Origin of the sequence: Sphingobacterium sp. LZ11T8 (assembly GCF_024261425.1) — a bacterium.
Lineage (GTDB): Bacteria > Bacteroidota > Bacteroidia > Sphingobacteriales > Sphingobacteriaceae > Sphingobacterium.
Map to the genome: position 1 here is coordinate 305,933 of NZ_JANBZY010000004.1, position 12,321 is coordinate 318,253.

The window sequence follows — 12,321 nt, forward strand, 5'->3', positions numbered from 1 at the left end:
GGTCTATAGATTAATTGTTTGCAGTGCAGGTTCGAATCCTGCTCCTGGTTTCCAGGATAATTCAAATGGTTAGAATAACAAACCCATGGTTGAAATAGGACCATAAACATCCTCACACGATGCATTTCCGTGGTAAAACACGATGGACGAGTTTAGGTCTTCTCTAAAAAGATCAAAAGCTTATTGCCAATGGTTCGGTTAAAGGCATGTTCATGCCAATAACAGTCGGAAAGGATCTTTGCAACTTTTTGCTAGACCTAGACCAAAGGCAAATTGTTCCTGAACTACCGGAAGACCTGTTCTCCCAGTGTGGAAAGGGCAAGGTCGCTGGATGGTCTAGGACTACCCTAGAGTTCCGTTCCGGACCGATGAACGATTGGCAATAGCTTTTTAGGATTAAATGAATGAGTGAAATAATTAAATAGAAAAACAATGAAAAAGGTATTAATTAACAGAAACGAAGTAGGATTGATCATCAAAAACAATGCTGTAAAAAGGGTTGTGACTGAAGGAAAATACTGGTTAGGCTTTGGGGAATCCCTTGAGCGCCATGATATGGCGAAACCATTTCAGGTTGCTTATCATCTAGATGTTTTGTTGACTGTACCTGGATTTTTAGAATTGGTTGAAATCGTTGAGGTCTTGGACAATGAAATCGCTTTGATGTTCAAGAACAAGAACCTTGTAGGCTTGTTGAATGCGGGAAGACATGTCTTCTGGAAAGGATTGGAGGATTTGGAATTCCAAATTGAAAATATGGATACCTTGGAGGTACCTTCATCCATCAACAAGGCTTATTTAAGGAAAGACTTGTTCAAATCTTATGTGAGCAGATATCAGATTGAAGAATTTCAAGGAGCATTGCTTTTTGTAAATGGAAAATTTGAAAGAGAATTGTTGGCTGGGGAATACTTCTTTTGGAAAAACGCTGATGCCATTCAGGTGGCCATCGTGGACAAAAGAGCTATGTATATGGAGATTCCAGGTCAGGAAATCTTGACTAAGGACAAAGTACAGATACGATTGAATATTGGTTTCCAATATCAAGTAAAAGATATCAAGATGGCCTTGTTGGAAAACCAATCCTTTGATAATCATTTATATGTTTTGATGCAAATGATCGTAAGAACGTATGTATCTGACCAAACATTCGATGGATTATTGGAAAATAAGGATGCGATCGCAAAGGTGATCTTGGAAGAAGCGAAGAGGTCGGTTCAGCGATTGGGAATTGAATTGATTTCCATGGGTATCAAGGATATTATCCTTCCGGGAGAAATCAAGGATATCATGAACCAAGTGTTGGTCGCTGAGAAGAAAGCTCAGGCGAATATCATTACCAGAAGGGAAGAAACGGCCTCGACAAGGAGCTTGCTGAATACCGCGAAGCTTTTGGAAGAGAATGCGATGTTGTTCCGGTTAAAGGAAATGGAATACGTGGAGAAGATTGCGGACAAGATCAATACGATTTCTGTTTCTGGAAACGGACAGATCGTAGATCAATTGAAACAATTGTTCTTAAATAAATAGGAAGTCCTGCAGGGTAATAAGGCCCTGCAGATTTATTAAATGGTCATTATTTGTTAAATTAATGAAAGATGGAAAATAAGAGAATTAATGGCAATGATTTGATTGCCTTAGGATATAAAGAGAATTTGGCTATTGGGGTTGCTTTGAAGATCAACAAGAAGCGATTGGGTTTTAGCAAAGAGGAAATGTTGACGAAATTTAAAGCTGTTTTGGATGATCCAAAAGCTTTTGCTGAAGATCCCGTGTTTTCACCGCTCTCATTTGCCTTGTTGAATATAGAGGAATTGGGAAAATACAATATCCCCTTGAAGACTGAAGAGTTGCCATACGAGGTGTATGGCGCTGAGCAAATTGAGGATGGGGCAAAGAGCCAAATGAAAACGGCGATGAAACTGCCGGTAACGGTTGCCGGTGCCTTGATGCCTGATGCACACCAAGGCTATGGATTGCCTATTGGTGGGGTATTGGGAACGAAAAATGCAATCATTCCTTATGCTGTTGGGGTCGATATCGGTTGCCGTATGGCGCTCTCCATATTTGACCTTCCGGCCAGTTATGTGGATACCCATCGGGACGAGCTGAAAAAGATCTTGATGAAAACCACGCGCTTTGGTGCGGGGAACGGTTTCTTGAAAGATGAACGTCTTGACCACGAGGTGTTGGAGAACGATCAGTTTGATGCCAATCCTTTTGTGAAGCAATTAAAAGATAAGGCTTGGACACAGTTAGGATCTTCAGGTGGTGGAAACCACTTTGTGGAGTTTGGCATCATGGAATTTAATGAAGAGGATAAAGAATTAGGGGTTCCTCAAGGACAGTACTTGGCTCTATTGACGCATTCTGGCTCTCGTGGATTGGGGGCAATGATCGCCAATCACTATACCAAAATGGCTATGCAGTTCTGTCAATTGCCGCATGAGGCCAAGCATTTGGCTTATTTCGACTTAGATTCTGCTGAAGGCCAAGAATATTGGTTAGCCATGAACCTAGCGGGGGACTATGCCTCAGCCTGCCATGAAGTGATCCATGAAAAGGTGCTCTCTGAATTGGGTGCTGAGCGATTGACGAAGGTGGAAAATCACCATAACTTTGCTTGGAAAGAGATGTGGAAAGGAGAGGAGCTGATCGTGCACCGTAAGGGCGCAACTCCAGCGGCAAAAGGGGTGATGGGAATCATTCCGGGATCGATGGCTGCACCAGGATTTCTGGTGCGTGGAAAAGGGGCTGAGGGAGCGATCAATTCGGCTTCGCATGGTGCAGGACGATTGATGAGCCGTACCCAAGCGATAAAGACCTTGTCACGAAAAGAGCTTAATCAGCGGTTGGAAGATCTAGGGATAACCTTGATCGGAGCGGATTTGGACGAAGCGCCAATGGCCTATAAGAATATCCATGAGGTCATGGATGCCCAAAAGGAATTGCTGGATGTGGTTGCATCCTTCCATCCAAAGGTGGTCCGCATGGCTGACGATGGTTCAAGGGAAGATTAAGCATGGAGGTATTGGCTTTTTGTTCGGTTCTTTGACCTTAATATTGCCTTTTAATAAAAAGGGATAAGGTTAGGCAGGATTTTTACCTGCCATCTTATCCTTTAGTAATTGTCACACTAATTACTCTCTTTAATATCTTAACTGGTTGAAGTTCCAGTTTTTGCCATCGATGATGGTCAACTGGTTTACAGGGACATTAAGTCCCAGAATAACTTTCAGGGTCAACATGGCCATCATGGTTCCAGTGATTCCCGCCAAAGCTCCCAGAACCCCAAATTGGTCACAGTTCTGTACATCCTCTGGATTAGGGGGACTTGGAAATATATCCCCTAGGTTCTTGCTGCCCTCATAATTGAATACAGCCACTTGACCCTCAAAGGAAAATATGCTTCCATAAACGAGTGTTTTTCCCATTTTGATACAGTGGTCATTAACCAAGTATCTCGTTTCAAAATTATCTGAACCATCTACGATGATGTCGTATCCCGAAAATACAGCCGCAATGTTTTCCTTATTTAGTTTCTGGTCGATGGGCTCGAAAGAAATTCCTGAATTGAATTGGCGTACAAAAGAATGTGCACTTTCGACCTTTGGCCTTCCAATAAAGCTTTCTTGGTGTATCACCTGTCGGTTTAAGTTATGGATTTCAAGTATATCAAAGTCGATTGCAGCCAATTTCCCAACGCCTGCTGCTGCAAGGTATTGAATGACAGGGGATCCTAATCCGCCTGCACCGATCACCAGAACCCTTGAGTTTCCAATCTTGCGCTGGCCTTCAATGGATACTTCTTCCATGAAGATCTGTCGGCTATAGCGACTGAATTCTTTATCCATGGTTGCTGTTTGAGTTGCTGAATTGTTCAGAAAAACAGGAGTCCCAATCTTTCATGATAGGGTCATAGCCCTTGGCCTTTATACTGTTCTTTATTTCTTCCATACTTCGTTCATCGGAAATTTCAAACTGCTCCAGAGATTGCGGGTCCACGACATATCCACCAGGATTGGTTTTTGAGGCAGCACTCATGGTTGTTGCTCCCAATGCGATGATATGGTTCCTGAAGTTTTCACTTTCTCGCGTAGAGATTGAAATCTCCAGATCCGGATTCCAGATCCTATAGGCGCAGATCAATTGCAACAAGTGACGGTCCTCCATAATGAAGTTGGGTTCAATTATGCCCTCCGCGGGTCGCAATCGTGGAAATGAAACGGAATATTTGGTTTTCCAATATCGCTGTTGTAGGTAATTCAGATGAACCGCATTGAAGAAGCTGTCAATCCGCCAATCCTCTAGGCCTAATAGAACGCCTAGACCTATTTTATGGATTCCGGCAGAGCCTATGCGATCTGGTGTTTCTAATCGGAATTTGAAATTGGACTTTTTGCCTTTCGGGTGGTATATTTTATAGACTTCCTCGTGATAGGTTTCTTGATAGACCAACACTGAATGTACTCCTGCCTGATGGAGCATGGCATACTCTTCCTGGGAGAGTGGCTGTACCTCAATGGAGATATTTGAAAAAAAGGGTTTCAAGAGACTGATGGCGTTCAGGAAATATTGGATTTCTACGGTCTTATTGGCCTCTCCCGAAACCAATAGGACATGATTGATCCCCATCTCTTTTAAAGCCATGGCTTCCAAGATGATTTCAGCATTGCTCAAGGTCCTTCGTTTTATTTTGTTGTCCATACTGAAGCCACAGTAGGTACAGATGTTCTGGCATTCATTGCTCAGGTACAAAGGGGCATACAGTTGTATGGTCTTGCCAAAACGCTGTTGGGTCAACTGGCTGCTTAGTTGTGCCATTGGTTCCAAATAAAGTTCTGCAGCAGGTGAGATTAGGTTCAGAAAGTCCATGATAGACTTCTTAGGCCGAATCAGGGATGCTTCAACATCGGAGGTTTTGCAATTCTGTATTTTGTTTTGTATTTCTTTCCAGTCGTATTGGTTTAAGGTTTCTTTGATGTCCATCCTGTTATTGATCCATTAAAAAACTAGTTAGTGGAGAAGATGGATTGGCATTGAAGCTCTTGCTTGCTAATCCAGATTCATAAGCCATCCTTCCTGAAATCACGGCCAGCTTGAAAGCTTCGGCCATTTTAATAGGGTCCGAGGCCGTGGCAATTGCAGTGTTCACCAATACGGCATCTGCTCCAATTTCCATGGCTTGGGCAGCATCAGAGGGGGTTCCAATGCCCGCATCGACTACTACCGGTACCTGACTCTGTTCAATGATGATCTCCAAAAAGTCTATGGTCTTTAATCCCTTGTTGCTTCCTATTGGAGAACCTAATGGCATAACAACTGCCGTACCGGCATCCTCCAGTTTTTTACATAAAACAGGGTCAGCATGAATATAGGGCATGATGATAAAACCCTGCTTGGCTAACGCCTCGGTAGCTATTAAAGTTTCGATGGGGTCAGGCATCAAATATCGAGGGTCAGGATGGATTTCAAGTTTGATCCAATTGGTTTCAAAAGCTTCTCTTGCAAGTTGGGCTGCAAAAATTGCTTCTTTTGCATTCCTAGCTCCCGAAGTATTGGGAAGCAAGGCCACATTGGGTAATGACAAGGAATTCAGCAAGGTATCCTCGGCAGATTGGTGATCCACTCTTTTTAACGCTAAGGTGACCAATTCGGTTTGAGAAACTAAAATAGCTTCCTCCATTTGGGAAAGGTTTCCAAATTTTCCAGAACCTAAGAAAAGTCTGGATTGAAATGTTTTATCGGCTATTTTCAACATAATCTTCTGTGTAAAATTGATTCATTCTTGAAGTTGCAGAAGGGTCATTTTGAATCAAGCTTGATATAGCCACGCCATAAATCCCTGCTTGCAACAATTCGGTTAAGTCCTGTTCTTTTATCCCTCCAATGGCATAAATTGGAGGGTATTGTACCTTTTCATTTTTTAGTCTTTGGATGATTTCCTGGTATCCTGAAAATCCTAGAACTGGACTCAGTTTCTGTTTGGTTGAGGTGAACCGTAATGGTCCAAGACCAATGTAATCGCATTCTTCCTGAATTCTTTGAAGTACATCCTGGAAGCTGTTTGCTGTCCCTCCAATAATTTTTTCATTGCCTAAGACAGCTCTAGCACTTAAAATAGATTCATCCTGCAACCCTAAATGGATTCCATCTGCATCCAGGTCTTTGGCTAAATATAAATGGTCGTTGATGATAAAGGTTGCCTGATAGAGTTCACAGAGCTTTCGGCTCAATTCTGCAAGCTGATGAAGTTCCTTTTCTCTTCCAAATTTCCACCTGAGTTGTAGCCACTTGATTCCTGAATCCAGAGCCTTCCTGATATTTCTTTCCTGGTCCGAAAAAGTTCTTCCATCAGATATGTATTGGATTCGACTTAAGTTAGTTTTCATAGTTGGTCTGCCTTCCATAATGCTAGTTTTTCATTGCAGGAGATCAAATAATTAGTTGGATCGATCTGATTCCAAATGGACCCTAACAAAGCAATTCCGTCCGAACCTTTGCCTAATACTCTTTCCATGTTTTGATATTCAATTCCTCCTAGTCCAATCAAATCGACATCTGCATTGTCCTTTAGTTCAATATCTTCAAAAACATTGTTCGAAATACCGTGTCCAGGCTTTGAGATACTCTGAAAAATAGGGCTAAGAAAGGCGTAAGACCAAGTCTTGTTCAATTCATTGAATTCCTGAATAGAATGCGTGGAGGTCGATAAGATGTAATTACCATTATACTCCAATTGCTTCCCTCTTATCCGATCATAACTATTGAAATGCAGACGCTCAATTTCCATAAACTCAGTCGCAAGGTGATGGTGGGAGTGAAGTACGATTTTCTTTCTTTGACAAACATCAATATTGTCCAAATACTCCAAAGCCAGGTCATCCGATGAGGCATATTTCCTGAAATGAAATAGCTCCAATCCATTATCTAACATGTTGTTGACATGCAATGGTTCGTTAGGATAATTGCTGTTTGGAGAAACGACTATGATCATAGGTATATTTCTTTTCCACTTTCAATAAATTCCTTCGATTTTTCCAACATCCTTTCTTCGGTTGCCTCCCTGATCTCTTGCGTTATTTTCATGGAACAGAATTTAGGGCCGCACATCGAACAGAAATGAGCCACCTTTGCTGCATCTGCAGGTAAAGTTTCGTCATGAAACTCTCTTGCGGTATCAGGATCGAGTGAAAGGTTAAATTGGTCCTCCCATCTGAATTCGAATCTCGCTTTGCTCAATGCATTGTCTCTGTATTGGGCGCCAGGGTGTCCTTTGGCCAAATCTGCAGCATGGGCAGCAAGTTTATAGGTGATTACACCGTCCTTAACGTCTTTTTTATTGGGAAGGCCTAAGTGTTCTTTTGGTGTAACATAGCACAGCATAGCACAACCGTACCAGCCGATCATTGCAGCTCCAATAGCTGAAGTGATATGGTCATAGCCGGGTGCAATATCCGTTGTCAATGGGCCTAAGGTATAAAATGGAGCCTCATCACATTCTTCCAATTGCTTTTCCATGTTCTCTTTGATCATGTGCATAGGGACATGTCCCGGACCTTCTATCATCACCTGAACATCATGCTTCCAAGCTATTTTAGTCAGTTCTCCTAAGGTTTCCAATTCTGCAAATTGAGCCTCATCGTTGGCATCGGCAATAGAGCCTGGTCTTAATCCATCACCTAAAGAGAAGGCTACATCATACTTTTTCATGATTTCGCATATCTCCTCAAAATGCGTATACAGGAAATTCTCTTTATGATGGTATAGGCACCACTTAGCCATAATAGAACCACCTCTAGAAACAATTCCTGTTACCCTTTTCGCCGTTAAATGGATATATCTCAACAGGACACCCGCATGTATCGTAAAGTAGGAAACACCCTGTTCTGCTTGCTCAATGAGGGTATCCTTGAAAATCTCCCAGGTCAGATCTTCCGGCACACCTTTAACTTTTTCTAAAGCTTGATAGATAGGAACTGTACCTATTGGTACTGGAGAATTTCGGATAATCCACTCGCGGGTTTCATGGATGTTCTTTCCGGTAGAGAGGTCCATGATCGTGTCTGCACCCCATCGGCATGCCCAGACTGCTTTCTCCACTTCCTCTTCGATACTGGAACTTACAGCGCTGTTTCCGATATTGGCGTTGATCTTCACCAAGAAATTACGGCCAATGATCATAGGTTCACTTTCCGGATGGTTAATATTATTTGGAATGATTGCCCTTCCGGCTGCGATTTCATCCCGCACAAAATCAGGACTGATCCGTTTTGGCGTATTTGCACCAAAGCTTTCGCCCTTATGTTGTTCAGCTATTCCCTTCGTAGCGGACTGTAATTGTTCAATTCTTTGGTTCTCACGAATGGCAACATATTCCATTTCTGCAGTGATGATCCCTTTCTTAGCATAGTGCAGTTGGGTTACATTTTGTCCATCTGCTGCTCTTTTCGGTTTATGATTGTAAGAAAACCGCAATTCATCCAAGCTTGGGTCATGGAGCCTTTTTTGTCCGTACTCCGAACTGATGCCATCCAGAATCTCAACATCGTTGCGGTCTAAAATCCATTGTTCCCTGATCCTGTCCAGGCCTTTACGGATATCGATTTCAGAATTCACATCCGTATATGGACCAGAAGTATCATAAATCGTAACAGGAGGGTTTATTTCAAGACCATCCTTGCTCAGCTTGGTTGGGCTCAGGGATATTTCACGCATTGCAACTTGGATAGGGTATAGGTTACCTGGAATATAAACCTTTTTGGAATTTGGAAAAGCATTGGTTGTAATCTTTTGTTCTGTCATGTCTTCAAATATTTAAGGGTTATCCGCCTTGAGTTGCGGTTATGATTAGGATAGAATCAGTATCAGTCAATAAGGTATCCGACCATTTGTCTCTAGGGATGACTTGGTTATTTAGGGCAACAGCAACACCTTTGGTTTTGCCTTTAAGCTCCAAATCCATTAATTCCTCCAAGGTAAATGGAGATCTCTTGTACTGTTTTGTCTGATTATTGATAATAAGTAACATTCCTGAATAGTTATTTAAGCATTAATGCTTTAGGAATGTCTACTTTAGGTACAGGACGCACCCATGAATGACATTTTACTTTTCCCTACGCTAGTATGATCTAGATCAGGTTATAAGGGTAAAATCTCAGCCTGCAATTAATGCAGACACCCCTAAAGCGTAGGCAAGTTAGCTAAATGAGTTAACTAAAAGAAATTATTTGTGATTATAATACAATTTACAGGTTGCTTCTTTACCGAGAAGAAACCTTAAGCAATCCCTAGAACTACTTTAGGATCAATCTTTCAGCAGGGTTTTTCTCTTTAAATTCTTTGTAATATTTCTTGATATACACATGCAGGTCATAGCTGGTCCAATATTGGGCAGTTTCGAAATCAGGTCTATATTCCACCATAAACTGTTCCAGCTCTTCATCGTCCATGGGGATAATATCGCTGATGCTTGCTTTGTTGAAGATTTGGTCCACTTCCATATTTTTGATTTCTTGTTGCATAAAAGCATTGAACCTTCTCGCGTTTCTACCAGATTTACTGAATTTTTCGTAGAAGTAAGTAACGGTTGGCATGCCAAAGGGTAGAAGCAGGTACCATGGTGGTTCACCGGAGTAATATAGTCCCCCTTTAACGTTGATATCTTTTTTCATGCTTTCCAGTTCCTTCAGCTTTGCAGCTTTGGTATTCCCCATGACGACGATCTCTTCTAGCACGATGGATTTTTTCTGTAGGAAAACATGCTGCTTTAGATCTTCAGCCAAGATACTGAGGCTATTCCAATGCGGATGGACAAAGGTTATGCTATCAGACGGGCGGGCATCGATGCCAAAGGAACCATCAAAATCTGATCGCAGCGTTTGTTTTGTTCTTTGGTTAATGACATCCACATTTTTGATCAACAGACTGCTGTCACTGGAGTAAACTGTGCCGGTATACCTCTTTTGAGCTTGGGAAAATGCCACCAAACTATAAAGGAACAAAAGGAAGGAAATAATAATCGGTTTTAATGCCATAGCTCTAATATTAAGCTTTCATTTTCTTTAGGTGAAAATAATTCATCTAGTCTAATTTACTAAATCTAAAGGCTTAGAATGACAGTAATAACTATATTTAACATATTGGTTAAGAAAATTAAATACAGGAAGTCGTTTGGGGAATTAATTATTCTCATTTCGCCTGTTTACTAAAAATGAAAGGCTATTTTTGGATTCAATTTTAAAAAGAGCGATTGACCATGTTTGCCAAAATCCGAAACACCAATATTGCTGTTGCTGCTGCCATCTTATCCATGATCTGTGTGCAAGGGGGAGCATCATTCGCGAAGCAGTTGTTTCCGGCCATTGGTCCCATTGCGACAACAACCTTGAGGATTGGCTTATCTGCCATTCTGCTCTATGCGATTAATAGGCCGAAGCTACGTACCTTCAACAAGCAACAATGGATGTACTGTGGCCTTTACGGAATCGGCATTGCCGTCATGAACCTCATTTTTTATATGGCCATCCAAAGAATCCCATTGGGCTTAGGTGTTACCATTGAATTCGTAGGACCTCTGTTCTTGGCCTTTGTCCTATCAAAGAAATGGACAGATGTCATCTGGGCAGTATTGGCTTTGACAGGAATTTTACTGATCGTTCCTTGGAAGAGCAATGGCATCGATCCGATAGGATTGGGATTAGCCTTGCTTGCAGGGGTCTTCTGGGCCGTGTATATCCTGATGGGGGCCAAGCTTTCCAAAGTTATGGAGGGTAAACAGGCAGTTACTACCGGGATGATGATCGCAACGGTCTTTATAGTTCCATTTGCCTTAATGGATGGCGCGATATTGAACATCAATACTGGGCAATTTTCCAAAGGGCTTCTCGTGGCCATCTTATCTTCTGCATTGCCGTTTTCATTAGACATGATGGCCTTGGGAAGACTGCCAGCCAAAACATTCAGCATCTTGACCAGTCTGCAGCCTGCATTCGGTGCACTCTCTGGACTGATATTTTTACATGAATACCTCAGTATCAATCAATGGGTGTCTGTCTTATGTGTGGTGTTGGCAAGTATAGGGACGACAATTTTTTCTCGAAAACAGGAAATGCTTGAACTATAAATAAAAAATTCCAACAAAAAAATCCATGAAATGTTCAAAGGGTATAAACAAATTTTCAATGATATGCCCAGAGAAAAAACACCCCAGATAAAAAAACCAAAAACCTATGATGCATTGGTAGATAAGGGGATGAGTAAAGAAAAAGCTGCCCGAATCTCAAATGCCCAGGCTGCTGGTACCATCGATCATAATTCTAAAAAGCTGGAAGAAAGATCAAAATCTGATTTATTGGCAGAAGCAAAAGAAATCGGTATAAAAAATCGTCACAGCATGAATAAGGGACAGCTTATCAAAGAAATCAGAGGACATTAACAGTCCTCTTTTTTTATCCTCCTAAATTTACTACGCGATTTAGGGAATCTAAGCTTGCAGTACATTTTTCATTAGCTTTCGTGCCTATGACTTGAGTATCGCTCTCTTCGACTTCATAGCCTTTGCTCTTCAGGTAATGGATCAACGTATTCCTATGATCGACTTCAAAGTTTGAGATCACCTGCGGGAAGGTTGTGAATATTCTGTAATGATTATCTTTTCTGTTCTGTTGGATTAACTCTGATTTTACGGTCATGAGCATGACCCCACTGCCATAATCTGCTAGGTAATAGGCGTCGGCATCAAACATTCCGACTGCGATTAGGCCCAATCGATGTAAGTCTTCCTGTTTGATCGAAAATTCAGGAGTCCTCAATTGATCTATTTTATTTTTCACACCAAACTCCTTCAATGCTTTCGCATCAATTAGGAGGTTTTCAGGTAAGTTTGATTGACTATTTGCCCATGACCAAAGCCAAGTGTTCACAGAATAAGAAAAGCTCCCAATAATCTGCAATGGAAACTCAAGTCCATCACCAAAAGTGATTGACCCACGTGTCAAATCCGCATCCCAGCTCTTGTCTTCAATTAATTCCGAAAAGTCCACTTGCTTTTCAAATCCATAAGCTGCATAACTCTCAAATAATTCTTTCTCCGTTTTTATTGGCTCAATTATAGGGCTTTCTTTGCTGGTTGGTTGTTCTGATTTTTCATTTTCCTGTTTAGGTGTAGGTTTTCCAAATAACCTATTTAAAAATCCCATAATATATTACTTTACTGTGTTAGTTTCTTTTGATGATTTAAGTTAACAAAGGCTGGTTGAAATCCATAATTAGAAGGGGCTAATGTTGTAGGAAATTCATTTTTCGTAGTGTTATATCTAC

The 12,321-nt window shown here is 41.4% G+C and carries 14 protein-coding genes and 1 riboswitch; of the genes, 5 read left to right on the forward strand and 9 right to left on the reverse strand.

All coding sequences use genetic code 11. The features are described 5' to 3' along the window. Positions 1 to 212: 212 nt before the first annotated feature. From NLF99_RS11825 to NLF99_RS11835, 3 genes are all read left to right on the forward strand, one after another. Positions 213 to 386 (forward strand): hypothetical protein, encoded by a 174-nt coding sequence (locus NLF99_RS11825; RefSeq protein ID WP_254528388.1) that lies wholly within the window; start codon positions 213 to 215, stop codon positions 384 to 386. Between the two features lie 46 nt (positions 387 to 432). Next, positions 433 to 1,530 (forward strand): slipin family protein, encoded by a 1,098-nt coding sequence (locus NLF99_RS11830; RefSeq protein ID WP_254528389.1) that lies wholly within the window; start codon positions 433 to 435, stop codon positions 1,528 to 1,530. Positions 1,531 to 1,598: 68 nt separating this feature from the next. After that, a complete protein-coding gene (locus NLF99_RS11835) occupies positions 1,599 to 3,020 on the forward strand; it encodes an RtcB family protein (RefSeq protein ID WP_254528390.1) in 1,422 nt (473 codons plus the stop codon). Positions 3,021 to 3,149: 129 nt separating this feature from the next. Here the strand turns inward: NLF99_RS11835 and NLF99_RS11840 are convergent, their stop codons facing one another. From NLF99_RS11840 to NLF99_RS11875, 8 genes are all read right to left on the reverse strand, one after another. Continuing rightward, positions 3,150 to 3,854: a HesA/MoeB/ThiF family protein gene (locus NLF99_RS11840; protein ID WP_254528391.1), complete on the reverse strand. Its 705-nt coding sequence runs from the start codon at positions 3,852 to 3,854 to the stop codon at positions 3,150 to 3,152. Further along, positions 3,847 to 4,989 carry a 2-iminoacetate synthase ThiH gene (thiH, locus tag NLF99_RS11845; protein WP_254528392.1) on the reverse strand — a complete coding sequence of 381 codons (1,143 nt, stop codon included), beginning with the start codon at positions 4,987 to 4,989 and terminating at the stop codon, positions 3,847 to 3,849. Before thiH ends, NLF99_RS11840 begins: the two co-directional genes overlap by 8 nt. A 4-nt stretch (positions 4,990 to 4,993) precedes the next feature. After that, positions 4,994 to 5,761 (reverse strand): thiazole synthase, encoded by a 768-nt coding sequence (locus NLF99_RS11850; RefSeq protein ID WP_185211519.1) that lies wholly within the window; start codon positions 5,759 to 5,761, stop codon positions 4,994 to 4,996. Next, complete coding sequence (thiE, locus tag NLF99_RS11855; protein WP_254528399.1) at positions 5,742 to 6,392, reverse strand: thiamine phosphate synthase; 651 nt, start codon at positions 6,390 to 6,392, stop codon at positions 5,742 to 5,744. Before thiE ends, NLF99_RS11850 begins: the two co-directional genes overlap by 20 nt. Beyond that, positions 6,389 to 6,997, reverse strand: a complete 609-nt coding sequence (locus tag NLF99_RS11860; protein WP_185217183.1) for a thiamine phosphate synthase — start codon at positions 6,995 to 6,997, stop codon at positions 6,389 to 6,391. The genes thiE and NLF99_RS11860 overlap by 4 nt, the downstream gene beginning before the upstream one ends. Continuing rightward, complete coding sequence (gene thiC, locus NLF99_RS11865; RefSeq protein WP_254528401.1) at positions 6,994 to 8,805, reverse strand: phosphomethylpyrimidine synthase ThiC; 1,812 nt, start codon at positions 8,803 to 8,805, stop codon at positions 6,994 to 6,996. Before thiC ends, NLF99_RS11860 begins: the two co-directional genes overlap by 4 nt. Before the next feature lie 19 nt (positions 8,806 to 8,824). Beyond that, the gene (thiS, locus tag NLF99_RS11870) at positions 8,825 to 9,031 is read right to left on the reverse strand and encodes a sulfur carrier protein ThiS (RefSeq protein WP_185211523.1); all 207 of its coding nucleotides are present in this window, start codon (positions 9,029 to 9,031) and stop codon (positions 8,825 to 8,827) included. 65 nt (positions 9,032 to 9,096) lie between these two features. Next, a riboswitch (TPP riboswitch) is annotated at positions 9,097 to 9,195 on the reverse strand. Between the two features lie 101 nt (positions 9,196 to 9,296). After that, a complete protein-coding gene (locus NLF99_RS11875; RefSeq protein WP_254528403.1) occupies positions 9,297 to 10,037 on the reverse strand; it encodes a hypothetical protein in 741 nt (246 codons plus the stop codon). A gap of 221 nt (positions 10,038 to 10,258) precedes the next feature. Between NLF99_RS11875 and NLF99_RS11880 the strand changes: the two genes are divergently transcribed. Both NLF99_RS11880 and NLF99_RS11885 read left to right on the forward strand, forming a co-directional pair. Then, positions 10,259 to 11,125 (forward strand): DMT family transporter, encoded by an 867-nt coding sequence (locus NLF99_RS11880; RefSeq protein ID WP_254528406.1) that lies wholly within the window; start codon positions 10,259 to 10,261, stop codon positions 11,123 to 11,125. A gap of 30 nt (positions 11,126 to 11,155) precedes the next feature. Next, positions 11,156 to 11,437, forward strand: coding sequence for a Rho termination factor N-terminal domain-containing protein (locus tag NLF99_RS11885; RefSeq protein ID WP_254528408.1), 282 nt, complete (start codon positions 11,156 to 11,158; stop codon positions 11,435 to 11,437). Positions 11,438 to 11,450: 13 nt separating this feature from the next. Here the strand turns inward: NLF99_RS11885 and NLF99_RS11890 are convergent, their stop codons facing one another. Next, the gene (locus NLF99_RS11890) at positions 11,451 to 12,200 is read right to left on the reverse strand and encodes a DUF6882 domain-containing protein (protein WP_254528410.1); all 750 of its coding nucleotides are present in this window, start codon (positions 12,198 to 12,200) and stop codon (positions 11,451 to 11,453) included. Between the last annotated feature and the right edge of the window lie 121 nt (positions 12,201 to 12,321).